The sequence below is a fragment of the Neptunicoccus cionae genome, from assembly GCF_002860325.1.
Lineage (GTDB): Bacteria > Pseudomonadota > Alphaproteobacteria > Rhodobacterales > Rhodobacteraceae > Amylibacter > Amylibacter lutimaris.
This window is the reverse complement of sequence record NZ_PKOJ01000001.1, coordinates 1170018-1190318: the sequence shown is the minus strand read 5'-3', so window position 1 is coordinate 1190318 and position 20301 is coordinate 1170018. Positions and strand designations below refer to the sequence as shown.

Annotated in this window: 21 protein-coding genes; 4 read left to right on the top strand and 17 right to left on the bottom strand. The window is 56.8% G+C overall.

Translation table 11 applies throughout. The features are described 5' to 3' along the window. Window positions 1–21: 21 nt before the first annotated feature. The gene (locus tag C0U40_RS05750) at window positions 22–585 is read right to left on the bottom strand and encodes a 5-formyltetrahydrofolate cyclo-ligase (RefSeq protein ID WP_101654725.1); all 564 of its coding nucleotides are present in this window, start codon (window positions 583–585) and stop codon (window positions 22–24) included. A gap of 377 nt (window positions 586–962) precedes the next feature. Here C0U40_RS05750 and C0U40_RS05745 point away from each other — a divergent pair, with 377 nt between their 5' ends. Next, a complete protein-coding gene (locus C0U40_RS05745; RefSeq protein ID WP_101654724.1) occupies window positions 963–1415 on the top strand; it encodes an MmcB family DNA repair protein in 453 nt (150 codons plus the stop codon). Between the two features lie 220 nt (window positions 1416–1635). Here C0U40_RS05745 and C0U40_RS05740 read toward each other — a convergent pair whose 3' ends face one another. From C0U40_RS05740 to C0U40_RS05675, 14 genes are all read right to left on the bottom strand, one after another. Then, window positions 1636–3279 (bottom strand): FAD-binding dehydrogenase, encoded by a 1644-nt coding sequence (locus C0U40_RS05740; RefSeq protein WP_101654723.1) that lies wholly within the window; start codon window positions 3277–3279, stop codon window positions 1636–1638. 101 nt (window positions 3280–3380) lie between these two features. Next, the gene (locus C0U40_RS05735; RefSeq protein WP_101654722.1) at window positions 3381–5516 is read right to left on the bottom strand and encodes a calcium-binding protein; all 2136 of its coding nucleotides are present in this window, start codon (window positions 5514–5516) and stop codon (window positions 3381–3383) included. A gap of 206 nt (window positions 5517–5722) precedes the next feature. Beyond that, complete coding sequence (locus C0U40_RS05730) at window positions 5723–6910, bottom strand: type III PLP-dependent enzyme (protein WP_101654721.1); 1188 nt, start codon at window positions 6908–6910, stop codon at window positions 5723–5725. Window positions 6911–7202: 292 nt separating this feature from the next. Next, entirely contained in the window at window positions 7203–7982 is a 780-nt protein-coding gene (locus tag C0U40_RS05725; protein WP_101654720.1) for a succinate dehydrogenase iron-sulfur subunit, read from the bottom strand. A gap of 113 nt (window positions 7983–8095) precedes the next feature. Next, window positions 8096–8425, bottom strand: coding sequence for a hypothetical protein (locus C0U40_RS05720; protein WP_101654719.1), 330 nt, complete (start codon window positions 8423–8425; stop codon window positions 8096–8098). After that, window positions 8422–8709 carry a hypothetical protein gene (locus C0U40_RS05715; RefSeq protein ID WP_145991890.1) on the bottom strand — a complete coding sequence of 96 codons (288 nt, stop codon included), beginning with the start codon at window positions 8707–8709 and terminating at the stop codon, window positions 8422–8424. The genes C0U40_RS05720 and C0U40_RS05715 overlap by 4 nt, the downstream gene beginning before the upstream one ends. A gap of 28 nt (window positions 8710–8737) precedes the next feature. Next, window positions 8738–9052 carry a hypothetical protein gene (locus C0U40_RS05710; RefSeq protein ID WP_145991889.1) on the bottom strand — a complete coding sequence of 105 codons (315 nt, stop codon included), beginning with the start codon at window positions 9050–9052 and terminating at the stop codon, window positions 8738–8740. Between the two features lie 6 nt (window positions 9053–9058). Beyond that, window positions 9059–10864, bottom strand: coding sequence for a succinate dehydrogenase flavoprotein subunit (sdhA, locus tag C0U40_RS05705; protein ID WP_101654716.1), 1806 nt, complete (start codon window positions 10862–10864; stop codon window positions 9059–9061). A gap of 15 nt (window positions 10865–10879) precedes the next feature. Beyond that, complete coding sequence (gene sdhD / locus C0U40_RS05700) at window positions 10880–11260, bottom strand: succinate dehydrogenase, hydrophobic membrane anchor protein (RefSeq protein WP_101654715.1); 381 nt, start codon at window positions 11258–11260, stop codon at window positions 10880–10882. Window positions 11261–11272: 12 nt separating this feature from the next. Then, window positions 11273–11659, bottom strand: a complete 387-nt coding sequence (gene sdhC / locus C0U40_RS05695) for a succinate dehydrogenase, cytochrome b556 subunit (RefSeq protein WP_101654714.1) — start codon at window positions 11657–11659, stop codon at window positions 11273–11275. Window positions 11660–11972: 313 nt separating this feature from the next. Then, window positions 11973–13007, bottom strand: coding sequence for a MaoC family dehydratase (locus tag C0U40_RS05690; protein ID WP_101654713.1), 1035 nt, complete (start codon window positions 13005–13007; stop codon window positions 11973–11975). Window position 13008: 1 nt separating this feature from the next. After that, the gene (locus C0U40_RS05685; protein ID WP_101654712.1) at window positions 13009–13212 is read right to left on the bottom strand and encodes a DUF1737 domain-containing protein; all 204 of its coding nucleotides are present in this window, start codon (window positions 13210–13212) and stop codon (window positions 13009–13011) included. Beyond that, window positions 13209–13781: an NnrU family protein gene (locus C0U40_RS05680; RefSeq protein WP_101654711.1), complete on the bottom strand. Its 573-nt coding sequence runs from the start codon at window positions 13779–13781 to the stop codon at window positions 13209–13211. The genes C0U40_RS05685 and C0U40_RS05680 overlap by 4 nt, the downstream gene beginning before the upstream one ends. Window positions 13782–13793: 12 nt before the next feature. Further along, window positions 13794–14666, bottom strand: a complete 873-nt coding sequence (locus C0U40_RS05675; RefSeq protein WP_101654848.1) for an HpcH/HpaI aldolase/citrate lyase family protein — start codon at window positions 14664–14666, stop codon at window positions 13794–13796. A gap of 351 nt (window positions 14667–15017) precedes the next feature. On the opposite strand from C0U40_RS05675, the gene C0U40_RS05670 reads away from it, so the two are divergent. Next, complete coding sequence (locus tag C0U40_RS05670) at window positions 15018–15329, top strand: hypothetical protein (RefSeq protein WP_101654710.1); 312 nt, start codon at window positions 15018–15020, stop codon at window positions 15327–15329. A 276-nt stretch (window positions 15330–15605) separates the two neighbouring features. After that, window positions 15606–16568 carry a malate dehydrogenase gene (gene mdh, locus C0U40_RS05665; protein ID WP_101654709.1) on the top strand — a complete coding sequence of 321 codons (963 nt, stop codon included), beginning with the start codon at window positions 15606–15608 and terminating at the stop codon, window positions 16566–16568. Between the two features lie 119 nt (window positions 16569–16687). Here the strand turns inward: mdh and upp are convergent, their stop codons facing one another. After that, window positions 16688–17317 (bottom strand): uracil phosphoribosyltransferase, encoded by a 630-nt coding sequence (gene upp / locus C0U40_RS05660; protein ID WP_286134795.1) that lies wholly within the window; start codon window positions 17315–17317, stop codon window positions 16688–16690. A 158-nt stretch (window positions 17318–17475) separates the two neighbouring features. Here upp and C0U40_RS05655 point away from each other — a divergent pair, with 158 nt between their 5' ends. Beyond that, a complete protein-coding gene (locus C0U40_RS05655) occupies window positions 17476–19887 on the top strand; it encodes a GcvT family protein (RefSeq protein ID WP_101654846.1) in 2412 nt (803 codons plus the stop codon). A 112-nt stretch (window positions 19888–19999) separates the two neighbouring features. On the opposite strand, the gene C0U40_RS05650 is transcribed toward C0U40_RS05655, so the two are convergent. Further along, entirely contained in the window at window positions 20000–20188 is a 189-nt protein-coding gene (locus tag C0U40_RS05650) for a hypothetical protein (RefSeq protein WP_101654708.1), read from the bottom strand. Between the last annotated feature and the right edge of the window lie 113 nt (window positions 20189–20301).

Genomic DNA, 20301 nt, shown 5'->3' with positions numbered 1-20301 from the left:
CCAGTACACCGTAAGTGCAAATTAAAAACGCAGCACTTCGGACTCTGTTACAATGGCATCGAGCCGGTAATCTGTCGGCTCGACAGGCACTTCGCTGACGTGCTGGGCACTATAGGCGAAACCGATCCCGATTACTGGTTTTTCATTACGAAGCGCCTCGAACGTACGATCATAAAAGCCGCCTCCATAACCGAGTCGGTAGCCGCGGGAATCAAACGTCAGCAGCGGAGAGATTACCAGATCGGGCAGCAGACGATCTCCGTCCGCCGGTACTTTAGCCCCGAATGTGCCGTCCACCATTTTTGCATCCGGCGTCCATTCCACGAACACCAGCGGCCTGTCCGGACCTTCGATCACCGGCACACATATCCGCTTCCCCTGTTCGAACAAGGCGTTCATCGCAGCCGCCGGATCAATTTCCGTGCGCATGGCCATGTAGGCGGAAACAACACCCGCTTCGGGATAGCGGGCGATTTCATCCAGCAAGTTCCGGTTCGCGGCGTCATCAAGTCCGGTGTTATGGACGTTCGCCCGCGCCGCGAAGGCCGCTTTACGCGCCTTTGCCTTGATCTGTGAAATATCCATTGGCCCCTCGTTTCAATGTTCCCGAAATACTCTCGCCGAAGGCGCACGTCTGCACCAAAAACGAAAACCGGAAGGGAAAAAGCGGCGGGCCCACTAGACCGCAGGGCGGCACAACCGTGGAAGGATGGGTATTCCCGAGAGCCTGTACAAAACAGGTGGGCACCGGGTGCGATAGACCAGGGTCAGTCACAGAGCCAGCTCCCTCAAGAAACTTATCGGCCACTGGAATAGATCTTCAGCACGAGAAGGGCAGAACCCGCCTCCACACAACCTAGGTCTTCCGCAGCGGGGGGACAAGGGCCATCGGAAAATAAACCGGCAGGCGGCAATTCCGCGCCCTCTTGACGAAATGTTCACGTATTGTTCATACTGGCGCAATGGAATCGCTCCCCCCTCTTCAGGCCGGTCAGTTGATCGCCCGCGGCACAGCCCGCCACCTGCGCCAGCATGATTTCTTGTGCATTGAGGAATTCGTGCCGGTGTCCGGTTTGCGGGTGGACCTTATGGCCTTGGGGCCGAAATCAGAGCTTTGGGTAATCGAGTGTAAATCGAGCCGTGCGGATTTTATGGCGGACAGCAAATGGCAGGGTTATCTGGAGTGGTGCGATCGGTTTTTCTGGGCGGTGCCTCCGGATTTCCCCATTGAACTGTTGCCTCAGGAGACCGGCCTGATCATCGCAGACGCCTATGACGCCGAGATCATCCGCCCCGCCCCCGAAACCAAACTGGCGGCGGCGCGGCGCAAGAAGATGGTGCTGAAATTTGCCCGCAATGCAGCGGACCGTTTGCGCCGCTACGTGGACCCGAAACCGGGCCGGACTTTTACCTGAAACCTTTAAATATCCGACTTGTGGCAGAGCGTCAGGCTTGTCTTTGGCTTGGTCAAGGTAATAACTGGTGCGTCCGCTCCGATCCCGATCACCCTGTATTTATGAAGCTTCATATAAGAAGCTTGTTTATAGAAGCTTCATTTAAGAAGCTTCATACATGCAGTATGTTAATCCGGTTATCCATTTAGCTTCAATGGCTTACAAATTCTCACGAAGGCACTCAGGCATTTTCACCAGCCAGTTTACCTGAAAAGATACAGCCCCCCAGAAACGTTCCTTCCAGAGCGTTATACCCGTGATATCCGCCCCCGCCAAAGCCGCACACCTCTCCTGCGGCGTAAATCCCGTCGATCACCTGTCCCTGCCCGTCCAGCACCTGCGACTTCAGGTTGGTGTGCAGCCCCCCCAGCGACTTGCGGGTCAAAACGTTCAACCGAACTGCAATCAGCGGACCGGCTTCCGGGTCAAGGATCCGGTGCGGCTTTGCCGTCCGGATCAGTTTATCCCCAAGATACCCCCGCGCGCCGTGGATCGCTGTTATCTGCGCATCCTTGCTGAATTTATTCGCTATCTCGCGATCCCGCGCTTCGATCTGTCTGCGGATTTTGCGCCCGTCCAGCGGCACATCAGGGGTCAGCGCGTTCATACCGTCGATCAGGTCTTCCAGTGAATCCCGCACGACAAAATCCGCACCATGTTCCTTGAAGGCTTCAACCGGCGCTGTAGCCCCCTTGCCAAGGCGGGACTTCAGGACTTCCCGCCACCGCCCGGAGGTAAAATCGGGATTTTGCTCTGAACCGGATAACGCGAATTCTTTTTCGATGATCTTCTGGGTCAGGATAAACCAGCTGTGTTCATGACCGGTGGACAGGATCCGTTTCAGCGTGCCAAGCGTGTCAAACCCTGGTAAAAAAGGCGCCTCCATACGCTGCCCCAGCGCGTCAAACCACATGGAAGACGGGCCTGGAAGGATACGAATGCCATGATTGGGCCAGATCGGATCCCAATTCTGCACGCCCTCGCAATAGTGCCACATCCGGTCACCATTGATCAGGCCTGCTCCGGCTTCTTCGGCCAGCCGTTGCATCTGCCCGTCCACATAATCGGGCACACCGGCCACCATTTTCTGCGGCGGCGGGCCAAGCCTGTCCTGAGGCCAGTACCGGCGCACGGCGTCGTGGTCGCCGCCGATTCCACCACTTGTTATGACGATGCTCTCGGCACGGGCTGTGAAATCGCCCACAACCTTGCGCGATGTGGACACGCCTCGGGGCGCGTCTGTCGGTTCCAGAATCTCGCCGTTCAGCGTTTTCGCCTTCAGGTCAATGCCGCTGACACGGTGCCGGAAGCCAAAAGTGATTTGCCCCCTGCTCTGGGCCGCAAGACAGGCGTTTTCGAACGGCGCCACAACGCCGGGTCCGGTTCCCCACGTAAGATGGAACCGGGGCACAGAATTGCCATGCCCGTCAGCCTGTCCGCCGCCACGCTCGGCCCAGCCGACAACGGGAAACCAGCGCATTCCCAGACTGTAAAGCCACGGGCGCATCTCGCCAGCTGCGAAATCCAGATAAGCTTGGGCGAAAGCTTCGGGGTTAGCATCCTCCGGTCGGTCAAACCGGGCAGAGCCGTACCAGTCCTGTTCCGCCAGATCGCGGCTGTCGCGGATCTTCATCCGGCGCTGTTCGGGTGTATCAACCATAAACAATCCGCCAAGGGACCAAAAGGCCTGCCCCCCGATGGATTGCGCGCCTTCCTGATCCAGCACCAGCACCTTGCGCCCGCGCGCCGCCGCTTGAGAGGCAGCGACCAGTCCGGCCAGCCCGCTGCCAATCACGATCACATCCGTCTGATAGGTTTCGCCCATAAAATTCCTCCCGCTTCACAGCAGCCTAAAAGCAAGCTGTCTGTGAAGAAAGAAAAACCGAAAGCGCCCTAACGTCAGCTTGGTGTTCTTAGAAGCTGCGGTCAGACAAACTGGATGTCATCTACCAGTGCGTTCAAATCAGTAACGCCTTGTAACGTCAAAGTATCCGATCCAAACGTGAAGACCACGTCCGTTCCAACGACCGCCGCGTGATCATCGATCACCTCTTTTTTGGTCTTACTGCCGGACCAGAGGTCCTCATCAAGTCGCAGCTTCTCGCGCGCAAGGGCGTTGAAATCGGTGATCACGTCATCGCCGGATCCCTCCATAAAGACGAAGTGATCGTTTCCGTTCTGGCCGCTCATCGTATCATTACCGCTCCCACCATCCAGAACATCCCGACCGCCGCCACCCCTGAGCAGATCAACGCCAGAACCGCCTGAAAGGCTGTCACGCCCGCCGCCACCGGAAAGAAGGTCTGCCCCGCCACCGCCGCTCAGAGAGTCGCTTCCGCCGTTGCCGTCAAGTGTATCGCCGCCTCCGTTGCCCGTCAGTGTATCTTTGCCCTTGCCACCGCCCAGATAATCGCTCCCTCCTCCGCCGAACAACGCGTCAGAACCTTCCTCTCCCCACATGCTGTCTGCGCCACTGCCACCTTCAAGGCGATCATCCCCCAGAACACCGAACATCTGGTCCCTGCCAGCACCTCCGAAAAGCGCGTCATCGGAAAGCCCGCCATCAATAAAATCGTCACCGCCCTCGCCGAATACGGTGTCCCGACCGCTGCCGCCTTCCAGCGTGTCAGCGCCCTTTCCGCCACTGATGACATCCTTGCCGGTCCACCCGCCCAGAAAATCTCCGGCTTTGGTGCCCTCCATCCGGTCGTTTCCAGCGGTGCCGATTGTGGATACATCAAGCCGCTGCATATAGACGCCATTGCCGGATCCGTCCTGAAAATTGGACTGCCAGGTAACAATTACATCGCCGTCATCGCTAACGGCGATCTTGGGGTCCAACTGAGCATTTCCGGTGGTGGTATTGACCGGATATTCCACCTGAGACGGCGGGCCGACCGGTGTGCCATCTTCGGCATGGCGAACAATCGCGATATCGAGCGCAGTGCCATTACCTGTCGTGAATGCGGTCACAAAGCCGCCTTGTGGAAGAACGTGAACTTCGGGAAAATTCTGTGTGCCGGCTGTTACGGAATGGACCAGTCCCGTGTTTACCGTACTGCCGTCAGCTTCCAGTACGCGGTAATGCAGATCGTTGCCAAAGCTGCCCGGACTGACCCAAACCACCACGTAGCGGTTGTCCGGCAGGGCCACCAGATCAAATATCATATTGTTCTGGCTGCCAACACCTTCGGAGATATGAGCCAAGCTTGAAGGAACTTCCGCGCCTGTGTTGATAAACGTTTTGGCATAGACTTCCTGACCAGCGAAATAGGCTACGACAAACCCGCCGCCGCTGAGAGCGACAATCTGCGGTCGGGTTTCGTGAATACCCACCTCATCCGCGACAGTGATGTCGCTTCCCACAGGAGTTGAAGTGTTTGAAAAGTTCCTGAGGTAGATCCCTTGTTCGCTGACTGTGCCAATCTGCCCCTGGCTCTGGAACGCCGTGAAGACCGTTCCGCTGTTCAACTCTGCCGTATCCGCGTTGCGCTGACCGCCATCGGTCTTGTCATTGACGCGGAATTCTTCCCACTCCTTGATACCGTTAAACATAAACCGTTGCGCGTAAACGCCGACACTTGTTGTGCCGAGCGAGGCATCACTGGCCTCCCACGTAACGATAAAATCGTCGGATGCGAATTTTGTGATCTTGAAATTCGATGCAGACACAGTTTCGTTGAGTTGCAATTCCCCAACCGGTGAACTGCCGTCTTCTTCAACAATCCGGTACCAGATGTCTCCCCCCGCCCTCCAGACCACCATCGCCCGACCGTTATCGAGCGCTACGACTTGTGGATCGGACTGGTCCCCCGACGTCGTAACATTCATCCCGAGATCACCGGTCAGTTCAGTACCGTCTGCTGAGAAAAGCTTGGCAAACACCCCCAGTCCCGATCCATCCTGAAGGTTGGATTCCCACGTGACGATCGTGTTTCCGTTGGTCAGGGTTGTGACCTTGGCTTCGTGCTGGTTGGATGCTGTTTCGGTGTTGACCCGGGTTTCGACACCCAGATCGACAAAGCTTCTAATATATCCTCTTTGGGCAGGATATGCTGGCATGGCCTTAATCCTCCTTAAAAAATATCAACCAACATGAAGCAAAAATGGCAAAAAATCAATAAACTTGAACACTGCGGATCGCACAGTCGCCTTGCGGCGTCACGAGTTTCAGTAGAAGTTGATTTTTTTCAAAGTGTTGTGACAAACTAAAAACAGCGGCCCGAAAGCCGCTGTTCTGCTTATCTTCCCGCTTTGATTGCGGTGTATCAGATCACCACAACGTCCAGTGGGGGAAACCCGTTAAAGCCGATGCTGGCATAGGTTGAAGTATAAGCGCCGCAGTTGCGAATGATGAAACGGTCGCCGGATTTCAGACCCAGCGGCAGGTTCACAGGGCGTTTTTCGTACAATACGTCGGCACTGTCACAGCTTGGCCCTGCCAGAATACAGGGGCCTGTTTCCTCGCTGTCGCGGTCGGTCAGGAACTGGTAGCGGATCGCTTCGTCCATGGTTTCGGCCAGACCGGAGAATTTACCGATATCAAGGTAAACCCAGCGGTGCATGTCACTGTCGGATTTGCGCGATACCAGCAGCACTTCGGCGGCAATCATACCAGCCGCAGCAACCAGACCACGGCCCGGTTCGGCCATCAGGCGGGGTACAGCGCCAAAACGGGCACGGATCAGGTCCATCACACGGGCCGCATATGGGGTCGCTGCTTCGATTTCTTCACCGTAAAAGGCTGGAAAACCGCCACCGATGTTCAGCAACGACAGGTCGAACCCCTGCGCGCGTGCCATGTGCCAGATGCCTGCGATCTGGTCGAGTGTAGTGGTCCACATCTCTGCACGACGGGTTTGAGAACCAACATGGAAAGAGAACCCAACTGGATCCAGCCCCAGATCACGGGCATAGCCCAGCAGCGCCAGCGCCTTGTCACGGGCGCAGCCGAATTTGCGGGACAGCGGCCAGTCGGCCTCGGATGCGTCCACGATCAGACGGATGTATACCTGCACGCCGGGGGCATGTTCTGCAATTTTTTCAAGCTCTTCTTCCGCATCGGCCGCGAAGAGGCTGATGCCCGCGCCATAGGCGAAAGCAATGTCAGAGGCTTTCTTGACTGTGTTGCCAAAGGAAATCCGCGCAGGGTCTGCACCGTGGGACAGACACATTTCGATCTCGGCCCGCGAAGCCGCGTCAAAACCGGATCCAAGCTGCACCAGCCGCGCCAGAATAGCGTCAGCCGGATTTGCTTTGACAGCATAATGGATGTGCGCATCGCCAAGACCGGCGGCCAGTGCGTGATACTGGGCTTCGACCTGATCAATATCAAGAACAAGGGTCGGGCGCTCGAACCGCGCGGTGCGCAGGAAGGTTTCCAGACGCAATTGTCGGTGAACAGAAGGGGCAGTTACAGGTTTAGCGACCGCGAAGTCGGCGACAAAAGCATTCATGATGCATCTCCACTAGAACCGGCCATCTATGGCCGCTCATTTCCAAAGGAGACGTTACCGTCGCTACATAACCGTGCGGTCAGACCATCGTGCCAGAGGCGCGTGCGTTGGCGTCTTAAACGCGCATATGGGGCCAAAATTGAGTCTTGACAAGAAAAAATTTCAGCCAGCTTAACTTTTTTCTGCGCCTTCCTGACCACCCTCAACCAAGCCTTTGTATTAAATGAAAAAAGGGCTGCCCCATATGGGAAGCAGCCCTTTCAATCCGGTCCGTAACGGGTGTCTTCCCCTGTTACATTGTGCGTTCGACCATAAGTTTTTTGATCTCGCCAATCGCTTTGGCAGGGTTCAGACCCTTCGGGCAGGTCTGGGCACAGTTCATGATGGTGTGACAGCGATAGAGCTTGAATGGATCGTGCAGGTCGTCCAGACGCTCTCCGGTGGCTTCGTCACGGCTGTCGATGATCCAGCGGTAGGCGTGCAGCAATGCTGCCGGCCCGAGGTATTTGTCGCCGTTCCACCAGTAGCTCGGGCAGGATGCAGAGCAGGAGGCACACATCACGCATTCATACAAACCGTCAAGTTTCTTGCGGTCCTCGATGGACTGGCGCCATTCCTTCTGGGGACGGTTGGTCTTGGTTTCCAGCCATGGCATGATGCTGGCGTGCTGGGCATAGAAATGGGTCAGATCGGGGATCAGATCCTTTACAACCGGCATGTGGGGCAGCGGATAGATTTTGACCTCGCCCTTTACCTCGTCCAGACCATAGATACAGGCCAGCGTGTTGATCCCGTCAATGTTCATTGCACAGGATCCACAAATCCCTTCACGACAGGAGCGACGGAAGGTCAGGGTCGGGTCGATCTCGTTTTTGATCTTGATCAGCGCGTCCAGAATCATCGGGCCGCAGGTGTCCATATCAAGGTAATAGGTATCAACGCGCGGGTTCTCTCCGGTTTCCGGATCGAAGCGATAGATTTTGAACGCCCGCACATTGGTGGCGCCTTCCGGTTTTGGCCATGTTTTGCCAACAGTCATTCGGGAATTCTTGGGAAGGGTGAGTTCTACCATTTTATACGTCTTCCTAACTGCGCGTTCGATCTTCGCGTGCGTGTCGTTATTTTAACATTTTGGCTGGGAAGGGTTCCAGTCCGTCTTCATTGGTCTTGTTCAGGTCAGGTCTACTAGCCATAGGCCGGCAGGCTGGGAATGTCATCCGGCACAGGCGCGCTCTTGGCAGGGCGGTTGCGGAACTGGGCGCGGTAACAGTCTTTATAGTATTGGTTCACAGCATCCTGATCCGGAAGCACTGCCTGCAACCCGATCTGGATTCGCCCGGTCTCATCTGCAATCACCAGCGGCCGTCTGGCATAGTTTTTTGCTTGTTCGGTGCAATAGGCCTGAACCTGCGCCTGTTTCTCGGCTTTAGAAGCGTCCGGTGTCTGGTCCTGTGTTACCGGAGTACAAGCCATCCCCAGAGGAACGAGGGCTACCGCCCCAAAGAATCGCATCATTTTATCAGGTTCCTTAAAACTGTGGGAGCAGGATCGCGGTATTCCACCGGCGCGTCCGGATATTGCTTGGCATAAGCCCAGACACAGGCACGGTAGTCACTTTGTACACGATAGGGCGGCGGTTCGTCTCCAAACAATCCCCAGGGTTTCCGTCCGAACTTCACAGCCCGTTCGGTACAAACTTCGACAGCTTGCTCCAGCGTCATTTGCGCCTGACGGGCTATTGCCCCCTGCCCTGCGCCAAGGACCACACAAAGCAGACCGGCGGTCAGTGACTTTTTCATCCCGTTTCCCATACGATCAAGCATCCTGTCAGTCCCGCACCACGATACCCAGCGTTGCCGATCCCGAAATCCGCAAACCCGGTGCCACTTTGGGCTGCGGCGGATATTGGCCGGACTTTGCGTAAACGCAGGTCCGGTAGTGGCGGTTCAGCTTTTCACGGGACGGGGTATTCGCCCCGCCATCCGCAAGCTGGCGGCTGTAGCGCAAGGATTGCGTGTCACATTGTGCAATCGCGGCGCTCAGAGGTATCCGCTGGCGGGACTCCGCCATGCTGGCAAGTCCGAGGCTCAGGCAAAACCCGATCCCCAAACTGCGCAATACTGGATACCCTTTGCCCACCATATACTCCTAGTATACCCGCGCTTTAGGCGCGATTTTCTTGAGATCGATACCACCGTCCTTTTCAGAGGTCAGCGGATCGACGTGCACATTACGATAGGTCAGTTTCACTTCATTACCAGACACCCGCGCCAGCGTATGCTTGCGCCAGTTCTTGTCGTCACGATCCGGATAGTCCTCATGGGCATGCGCGCCACGGCTTTCCTTGCGGGCTTCGGCGCCGACAATCGTTGCCAGAGCGTTTGGCATCAGGTTGTCCAGTTCCAGCGTCTCCATCAGGTCGGAGTTCCAGATCAGCGAACGGTCGGTGACTTTGATGTCATCCATCTTGGCCGCAACCGCTTTCATCTTGTCCACACCTTCGGCCAGTGTTTTGTCGGTTCTGAACACCGCCGCATCCGCCTGCATGGTCTTTTGCATCTCAAGACGCAAATCCGCTGTCGGGATCGACCCGTTTGCATTGCGCATGGCATCAAAACGATCCATTGCCTTTTCAACCGAAGCCATGTTTAGCGGGCGGTTGCTTTCTTTCGGATCAACGATCTCACCCGCTTTGATAGCGGCAGCACGGCCAAAGACCACAAGGTCGATCAGGCTGTTAGAACCAAGACGGTTCGCCCCGTGAACAGACGCACAACCCGCCTCACCCACAGCCATCAGGCCGGGGAAAATCTTGTCGTGGTTGCGGCTGGTCGGGTCGAGCACTTCGCCCCAATAGTTGGTCGGGATACCGCCCATGTTGTAGTGTACGGTCGGCAGCACCGGAATCGGTTCTTTCGTCAGATCAACACCCGCAAAGATACGTGCGCTTTCCGAAATACCGGGCAGACGCTCGGCCAGGGCTTCGGGTGGCAGGTGGTTCAGGTGCAGGTGGATGTGATCCCCGTCCTTGCCGATCCCGCGCCCTTCGCGGATTTCCATAGTCATACAGCGGGACACAACATCGCGGCTGGCAAGGTCTTTATAGGTGGGCGCATAGCGCTCCATAAAACGTTCGCCTTCAGAGTTGGTCAGATAACCGCCCTCCCCCCGTGCGCCTTCGGTGATCAGACAGCCCGAGCCGTAGATGCCGGTCGGGTGGAACTGAACAAATTCCATATCCTGCAATGGCAGCCCCTGACGGGCCACCATACCACCGCCGTCACCTGTGCAGGTGTGCGCAGAGGTGGCGCTGAAATAAGCCCGACCGTAACCGCCCGTGGCCAGAACAACCATCTTGGCGTTGAAACGGTGGATGGTCCCGTCGTCCAGTTTCCAGGCCAGCAGCCCCTGACAGGAACCGTCTTCAGCCATGATCAGATCCAGCGCGAAATATTCGATAAAGAATTCCGCATTGTTCTTCAGCGACTGGCCGTAAAGCGTATGAAGGATGGCGTGGCCGGTGCGGTCAGCCGCAGCACAGGTGCGTTGCACCGGCGGGCCTTCGCCAAATTCGGTAGTGTGGCCGCCGAAGGGGCGCTGATAGATTTTACCCTCTTCGGTACGGGAAAACGGCACACCGTAGTGGTCCAGTTCGTACACCGCCTTGGGGGCTTCACGGGCGAGGTATTCCATCGCATCCGTATCACCCAGCCAGTCAGAGCCCTTAACAGTATCATAAAGATGCCACTGCCAGTTGTCCGGCCCCATGTTGGACAAGGAGGCTGCAATGCCGCCCTGCGCTGCAACCGTGTGGGAACGGGTCGGAAATACTTTGGTAACACAGGCTGTCTTCAAACCCTGTTCAGCCATGCCAAGCGTGGCACGCAGGCCTGCGCCGCCAGCGCCGACAACTACGACATCATAAGTGTGGTCTACATATTCATAAGCGGACATAAATTCGGTCTCCGATCAGCCGGCAAAGGCGATTTTGGCAACAGCAAAGGCACCAGCGGCCCCAAAGAAGTAACAGATCAGGCGGGTTGCAACCAAAGAGATTGTAAGTGTCGCCTTACCGTGGACATAGTCGAGCAGGATTTCCTTCAGCCCGTCAGCAAGGTGTTTGAACACCACCAGCAGGAACAGGATCACGACGATCGCCTTGAACGGGTTTTGGAAAGCCGCAACCACGGCACTGTGGTCCTCGCCGATCAGCGGACCGACAACCCAAAGAAACAGAAGCGTCAGCGGTACAAGAGCAACAGACAGAACGCGGCCGGAAAACCATTCGTGCACGCCCTCATTGGCGGCCCCGAGACCGATAACACGGCCAAGATCAGTTTTGTATGACATATCGTGCGCCCCTTAGATGAAACAGAACAGGCTGATGACGGTCAGCACAAAGCTGCCAATCACAACGCCCCATCCGGTGGAATTGACGGTTTTCAGCTCGTATCCGATGCCGAAATCCATCACCAGATGGCGCAACCCGCCAAGGAAGTGGAACCAAAGTGCCCAGAGAGACCCCACGAGAATCAACAGCCCCAACCAAGAGGTCAGGAACCCGTTAGCCATCTCGTAATATTCGGGGCCCGAGGCCGCGGCCATCAGCCACCACACAACCAGAATAGCGGCCAGCACCATGCCTGCCCCTGTAATCCGGTTCGCAATGGACACGAACATGGTAATGCTTAGACGATAGATGGATAGATGTGGGGATAGCGGGCGATTGCCACGGTTCACGTCTGCCATGAGGCACCTCTTGATCAGCTTGCTGGGGCTTTGTTAGCAAAGAATTCTGCAGAGTCATAGGGAAGCGCGCAATTATTTGCGCTTGTGCCGTGCGGTTTTTTGACCTTTTGCCACGGTTTTCGCGTTTTTGTGATCACAGCAATATTTTCGTGATCACAAACCCGACTCCCTGTGCCGCACGGTCGCGCATGCGCCTTCGGCGAGGATATTTGAAGAAAATGGAACCCTGCCGACTCTGTTACGACCGGCAGGGCTCTTTTTGGGGAAAATATCCAAATCCCGACCGTACCCCGTGCAGAGCCGGTGCGGGTCTTCAGGATGGCATCAGCGCCCAATAATCCAGATCAAGCAGCACGTCGGGACGGTACTTTCCATCTGTGTCGCGAAGTTCCATATCCGCGCTGTCGCCTTTGGTAGCAACCAACCGCAGGCGGATTGCGCTGGCCCCTTTTGCAGAGGTTTCGGATTTATCCAGCACCTCGGACCATGCACGGATTGTATCCCCTGACAGACAGGGGTTGGCATGGGCGCCTGCGTTGATCCCGGCGATCATCTGCGCATTGGCCAGACCGTTGAACGAAAGGGCGCGGGCCATGGAAATCACGTGACCGCCATAGATCAGCCGCGTACCATCCGGTCGGGCCGATGTATCGAAATGCACCTTGGCCGTGTTTTGCCACAGGCGCGTTGCGATCATATGTTCGGCTTCCTCGATCGTGACGCCATCCACATGGTTGATCTTCTCGCCCACCTTATAATCCGCAGCGCGGTGGGGTTCCCCCGCAAGGGCATAATCGTAAGCGCTGAAATCCAGCCCCTCCGGAATGGTCAGATCGTCCGCATCAATGACACTGCTCAGTTCAGGCAGGACGGTTTCGGGCGCTGCGGCATCCAGATCCCGTTTGCGCACCATCACCCAACGTTTGTAGTCGATTACAACCTCGTCGCGCTGGTTAAAGCCTTTGGAATGGACCCAGACAACACCGCTTTTGCCGTTGGAATTCTGCTTGAGCCCGATCACCTCGGATGTTGTGCGCAGTGTGTCGCCAGCATAGACCGGCTTCAGGAAATGCCCCTCTGCATAGCCAAGATTGGCCAGCGCATTCAGGGACACATCCGGCACGGTTTTGCCAAAAACAACGTGGAAGGCTGCCAGATCGTCCAGCGGCGCAGCGGGCAGACCGCTGGCGCGGGCAAATTCATCCGAAGAATAAAGCGCATGGCGGGCCGGATAGAGCGCGTGATACAGTGCGCGTTCCCCCCCAGAAATCGTGCGGGGCACAGCGTGCCGGATGGTTTCCCCGACAGTGTAATCTTCAAAAAAGCGGCCTGCGTTTGTCTTCACCATCTTACGCCTGCCCCAGTTTCATGTCCGGCGAGTATTCCTGATCGCTTTCTTTTGTGACGGCCTGCGCACAGCGCATCACGCCATTTGCGCCGTCAAACGCATAGGAGGGAGAGCCATGTAGCGACCAGCCTTTGGACAGGGCCTCGGTCACGCGGTGGCAGAATTGCGAGGTGTCATCCTCGGTGATCAGACGGTAAACAATCATGCGTAAGTTCCCAGAAACGGATTGTGGCCCAGTGCAATGTGAATGCCGGCAATGATGGCATAAAGCACGAGCGAGATGACAAACAGGCGGATGTCGCCCTTGATCGGTCCGGGTTCAGGCCGGGACCAGGTCGGTTCAGCGCGGTTGATGAGTATGATTTCGGCCACAGCCCAAAGCGCCATAGACCCGAACAGCACTACAGAGGCGTAATCGCCATTCACCAGAAGGTGGGCAAAGGACCAGACGATCACGCCCAGCAGCATCGGATGCCTGAACCAGCTGCGCATTTTTCCTTTGGAAGATCCGGCCCCCAGTAGCATCACGGCCGCAATCATCAGCAGATTATTCAGATGGCCCATACCTGCAATCGGTGCATAAACCGGATCATAGGGTTCGGCGCGATAGCCGATTACCATCAACGCAATGGAAATAACCAGCAGAACAGCAATTACCCCTTTCGCAGGCCCCTGCCCCATGGCGCGGTCCATCCCCGAACGTGCCTCCGGTGCGATCCGCTTGAAAAAATGAACCAGAATCCAGATGGCGATGCCAAGGTAAAGAAGCGTCATTGCGGGTGTCCCTCAGGTTTCACTGGCTGCGATGGCATCCGCTTTGGCCAACAGCGCGCGTGCGGTTACGATATGCAGATTCTCTACTATCTTGCCGTCCAGCACCGCAATGCCTTTTCCGCTTTCTTCCGCTTCCTTGAAGGCCGCCATCTGGCGTTTCGCCAGTTCGATCTCTGCTTCGGAGGGACGGTAGGCCGTGTTTGTAGGGGCAAGCTGGTCCGGGTGCAGGAGCGATTTTCCGTCAAACCCCATCAAGCGACCGTGGTCGAGCTCGACCTGCAAGCCTTCAACATCGCGGAAGGCGTTATAGACTCCATCTATACAGATCAGCCCGTAGGCCCGCGCGGCCAGCAAACACAGACCGATAGATGCCGCAAGCGCCGTGCGCGCCGGATCGGTCTGCGCGCCCAGATCCTTTATCAGATCGTTGGACCCAAGCACCATTCCCGCCATACGCGGCGCGGCGGCAATTTCGCGCGCGTTCAGCATGGACAGGGGTGTTTCCATCATCGCCCAGATCTTTGTGTGGGCGCAGTTCTCTGCCCCGTCCAGAATTTTCGCCAGTTTCTCGATGTCAGCCGCGCTGTAGACTTTGGGCAGCAGGATCGCTTCGGGACCGGCAGGCAGGACCGCATCCAGATCATCCATCGCCCATTCGGTTTCAAACCCGTTGATACGCACCAACAAGGCGCGGTTACCGTAATCCAGATCCCGCAGGGCGTCCGCCACATGGCCCCGCGCTTCGGCCTTGGCTTCTGGCGCGACTGCATCTTCGAGATCAAAGATAATGCCGTCTGTTGGCAGGGTCTGGGCTTTCTCAAGGGCACGGGTTTTGGAGCCCGGAATATAAAGAACAGAACGGTACGGGCGGTTTAATGGATCCATTTGGGCAGCTCCGGTCAGATGTTGCGTCGTTTTCCGCATCAGGATCAAGCACAGTTGACCGTCTGGCGCAACGGCTTGCGCAATAATAATACCCGAATGCGCCATTGTTACGCAGCATTCTTTCGCGCCCACCTTTAGCATTATCGAAAGACCGGCACGTTAACCATTAATTCTCTCTTTGGCTGGCAGACTGTTTGCACATCTTCACAGGGGTACGGGCTGGCCGGTTGGCCGCCGGATAACGGACCGGAAGCAGCCCTGTGATCACATCTGACCATTTTCGGGTCGTCGGCGTGGATCAACAAGAACAAGGCCGGTTTCGCCACCCCGTTGAAAGAACGGAGAACACATATGCAAAAGATCCTTTTCGCACTGTCGCTGGGGTTCCTCGGTGTCATTCTGGCCCATAGCGCAGCTCATTCCCAACCGGCCAGTTGCGCACAACGCCCGCAGGTGGTGGAACGGCTTGAAACCAAATATGGTGAAACGCGCCGCTCGGTCGGGCTGGCTTCCAACAGCGGCATCGTAGAGGTCTTTGCCAGTGAGCGAAGCGGCAGCTGGACGATCATAATCACCCTGCCAAACGGCATGACCTGTCTGGTCGCAGCCGGCGAATCCTATGAAGCAATAAGTGACGCTGCCCCTGATGGCGAAAAAGCCTGACAGGTGCATGACGCAGAGCCACTCCGGCCGGCGCCGGACGGCTCTGCCGGCTGGAATTGCCTAATTTCGAATCAAATGTATACAACGGCATGCAGGACACTCCCCCAACAGCCGCAAGCACCCTAGCCCTGCATTTACAGAATGTCCCTTGTAGATCAACACCTTACCCATCTACGTTAAGGATAACCCCGTCGAAGCAGCCCAAATGTGCCTTGCTCTGCCCCCCCATTGGCGGTAGCACACGGTCGAGTTTCACATCACACGGGAGTTTGAAACATGGCGAGAGCAAAGATTGCATTGATCGGCGCAGGCCAGATCGGCGGCACATTGGCCCACCTGGCAGCCCTTAAAGAGCTGGGCGACGTTGTCCTTTTCGACATTGCCGAAGGTATTCCACAAGGTAAGGCGCTCGATATCGCTGAAGCCGCACCGGTTGACGGCTACGACGCGGCCATGAGCGGCGCAAACGACTATGCAGATATCGCTGGCGCAGATGTGTGCATCGTAACAGCCGGTGTTGCCCGCAAACCCGGCATGAGCCGTGACGATCTGCTGGGCATCAACCTGAAAGTCATGAAATCCGTTGGCGAAGGCATCGCGAAACATGCACCGAACGCCTTTGTGATCTGCATCACCAACCCGCTGGACGCCATGGTTTGGGCGCTTCGCGAATTCTCTGGCCTGCCGAAAGAAAAAGTCTGCGGTATGGCAGGCATTCTGGACAGCGCCCGTTTCCGTCACTTCCTTGCTGACGAGTTCAAAGTGTCCGTTAAAGACGTAACTGCCTTCGTACTGGGCGGCCACGGCGACACGATGGTGCCGCTGACACGCTATTCCACCGTTGCGGGTATTCCATTGCCGGACATGGTGAAAATGGGTTGGACAACACAGGACAAACTGGATGCGATCGTACAGCGCACCCGTGACGGCGGTGCGGAAATCGTTGGCCTGCTGAAAACCGGTTCTGCCTTCTACGCACCTGCGGCATCGGCTATCGAAATGGCCGAAGCCTATCTGAAAGACCAGAAGCGCGTCCTGCCATGTGCAGCAAACGTCGAAGGTGCTTACGGGCTCGACGGTATGTATGTTGGCGTCCCGACCGTAATCGGCGCCGGTGGCATTGAAAAAGTCATCGAAATCGACATGAACAAGGAAGAAAAAGCCATGTTCGACAAATCCGTCGACGCGGTCAAAGGTCTGGTAGAAGCCTGTCAGGGGATCGACTCCTCTCTCGCCTAAGTTCTGCGAACACTAAAGAAAAAGCCCCGCACACTATTGCGGGGCTTTTTTTATGGAAGGTGCCTCCGGCAGGAGTATTTCGGGAACATTGAGGGGGGGGGGGTATTCCCCCCGGCCTTTTACTTTGTGCCGAACATCCGGTCTCCGGCGTCGCCGAGGCCCGGAACGATGTAGCCCTTCTCGTCCAGCCGCTCGTCCAGCGAAGCAGTCACAATTTGCACGTCGGGGTGGGCTTCTTTCATCCGGGCAACACCTTCAGGTGCCGCCAGAAGGCAGAGAAATTTGATGTTTTTCGCGCCGGATTCTTTCAACAGGTCAATCGCTGCCGCAGAGGAATTGCCAGTGGCGAGCATCGGGTCCACGGCGATAACCATACGCTCGTCCATACCTTCTGGTACTTTAAAATAGTACTGAACCGGCTCCAGTGTTTCTTCATCGCGGTAAAGCCCGACAAAGCCGACGCGGGCCGAAGGGATCAGTTCCAGAACCCCGTCCAGCAGACCGTTGCCCGCGCGCAGAATCGAAACCAGAGCTAGCTTCTTGCCGTCCAGCATCGGCGCGTCCATCGCACAAACCGGCGTCTCGATACGCTCGGATGTCATAGGCAGGTCACGTGTTACCTCATAGGCCAGCAAGTGGCTGATTTCACGCAACAATTGCCGGAACTGGTTGGAAGGCGTAGACGCGCGGCGCATCACCGAAAGTTTGTGTTGAACAAGGGGGTGGTCGACAATGGTGAGGTGGTTCATGACAGCTGCCTTTCGCGATTTGCCCCCTTTTCCCATTCTGCGCAAAGTTTCACAAACAAAAACCGCATCCATCGGAAAATCGAAAACTGTCAGTGGACGTTGACGCAGACGACACGCTTTGGCCTATCTACAAAAAAGTTGAGACGGAAGAGGTTCCCATGAAATCCACCACCCGCGTTGTTGTAATCGGCGGCGGCATTGCCGGTTGTTCGACTCTTTATCACCTGACCCAAGAAGGCTGGAGCGATGTCGTTCTGGTAGAGCGGGATGAACTGACATCCGGCACCACATGGCATTCGGCGGCGCAAGTGACGAACTTTGGCATGAACCAGACCATGATCGGGCTGAAAAGCCACTCCATCGCGCTGTATCAGGAATTGGCCAATGATCCGGATTATCCAATCAACTACCATCACGGGGATGGTGGTATCCGCCTTGCCAATACTCAGGCGCAGATGGACGGCTACGCCCATTTCCGGAGTGTTGCCAAAGGCATGGGCGTGGACTTCGAGATCATCGACGCAGAAGAGTGCGCCCGCCGTCATCCGCTGATTTCCACTGACAACCTGCTCGGCGGGCTGTGGGATCCGATGGACGGGGACATTGATCCGGCACAACTCTGTCAGGCGCTGGCGCGACGGGCGCGCAAGGCCGGTGCCGAGGTCTATCGCAACACGCCGGTGACAGGGTTGACCCAGCACAAGGATCACAGTTGGACCGTGCACACCGAGAAAGGCGATATCGATTGCGAAATCGTGGTGAACGCCTGCGGGTATCGCGTGAACGAAGTGGCGTCCATGATGGGGGTGCAGCATCCCGTGACCTCGATGGAGCACCAGTATTTCCTGACCGAGGAAATCCCCGCGATCAAAGAGGCCGGCCACAGGATGCCGCTGCTGCGCTGTCCGATCAGCGATTACTACTGCCGTCAGGAAAAGAACGGGCTGCTGGTCGGCTTTTACGAACAGGACTGCAAGACATGGGGTATGGAGGGGATCGACCCGAAATTCGTCAATGCGCTGTGTCCGGATGATCTGGACCGCGTGACAGATGTGCTGGAAGGCGCATTTGCTCGGATGCCAGCGCTGATGGAAACCGGAATCCACACGGTCGTGAACGGGCCGATCACCTATACGATCGACGGTGCGCCGCTAGTGGGGCCGATCCCGGACAAGCGCAACGCATTTTGCATTATCGGCCTGCGGGCCGGTATTGGCGAGGGCGGCGGCCACGGCTGGCTGCTCGCCCAGCAGATCGTGCATGGTGCGGCCTGCTATGACACATGGTGCATCGACCCGCGCCGCTTTACCGGCCATGCAAATGTGGAACTGACTGCATTGAAAGCAATTGAGGATTACCAGAACGAGTTCCGCTTCCATTTCCCCCATGAACACCGCCCCGCCGGCCGTCCTGCAAAGACTACGCCGCTGACCCCGATCCTCGCCAGCGAAGGCGCGGAGTTTACAGTGGTGAACGGATGGGAGCGGATGGACTATGTAAAGCCAACACCGGATTTCAAAGAGACCCACGGCTATCATTTCAATGAAACTTTTGATGTAGTCGCCGCCGAAGTCAAAGCCGTACAAACCAGCGTTGGCCTGACGGAAGTCAACGGATTCAACCGGTTCGAGCTTTCGGGCAATGATTTGCGGGCGTTTCTGGACCGGATGTTCTGCGGCAGGATCACTGCGAAGGCTGGGCGCGTCGGGCTCGGCTATCTGCTTGACCATCAAGGCAATGTGAAGGGCGAGGCAACCATTGCAAACCTGCCGGACGAACGGGTTTGGTACGGCTCTGCCGCCGCCTCCGAATATCACGATATGGACTGGCTGACCCAGAACATTGCCGAGGGAGAAGATGTTCAGATCCGCAGCCTGACCAACGAGCACACTATACTCGTTCTTGCAGGTCCCAAAGCACGGGATGTGCTTGGCGATGTGTCCCGCGGCGACTGGTCAGCCGAAGCCTTCCCATGGCTGTCAGTGCGCAGCGCTTTTATCGGTTTTGCCCCCGCAGTGGTGATGTCTGTCAGCTTTTCCGGCGAACTGGCCTATGAAATTCACGTTCCGAACGCCCAGCTTTACGCCGCCTATCTTGCGCTGCGCAAAGCGGGTGAACAACACGGGCTTACCCTGTTTGGCGCCCGAGCGGTGGACAGTATGCGGATGGAGAAAGGGTATCGCCACTGGAAAGCCGACCTGATCACCGAGTTCGACCCGATTGAATCTGCACTGGAACGCTTCGTAAATCTGAAGAAAGAAGACTTCATCGGAAAAGCTGCGGTAGAGGCACGTACAGCAACCGGCCCGCGCCGGAAATTCGTTACCCTGACGCTGGATTGCACCGATGCCCCTGCGCAACCCGGCGATAGTGTGATGCAGGGTGGCAAGGTCGTCGGTACCGTGACCTCAGCGGATTGGGGGCACCGGACCGGCAAGAACATCGCGATGGCGTTTATTAAACCGGATCTTACCGGCGCGCTGGAAGTGGAGGTGATTGGCAAACCGGTCGGCGCAACTATCGTTTCCGCCTGCCTTTACGATCCCGAAAACACCCTGCCACGCTCCTGACTGCTCTTTTTGGCGAAATATCCCCGCCGGAGGCATCGGACCCTCCGGCACCTCGAAACCCTTGCAATCCTGCGGCGCTTTCCCGTTTTCAACCGGCTCGACAGGGGAGCGATTACTTGTTCTTTGCCTTGTACTCGTCCAGCAGCGCAGCGATTTCCGCAGGGCTTTCACGTACATCGTAAGTAATCCCTCCACCCAGAACGATCAGTGCTCCGGTACCCGTCGCGCCTGTGATTGCCGCCTGCAGGCTGGTCACACCGACCATGATTGTTTTGCCGTTTTCCAGCGTCAAATTGATCATCTTGTCTGTCCTGTCCGTTTTTCCGACATAGAGCGTAAAGCGGACGTGCCGGTCAACCCCGACAGGGGCGCGAGTACGGTAGGACTCTGCAATTTGCCATTGAAATGCAGCCT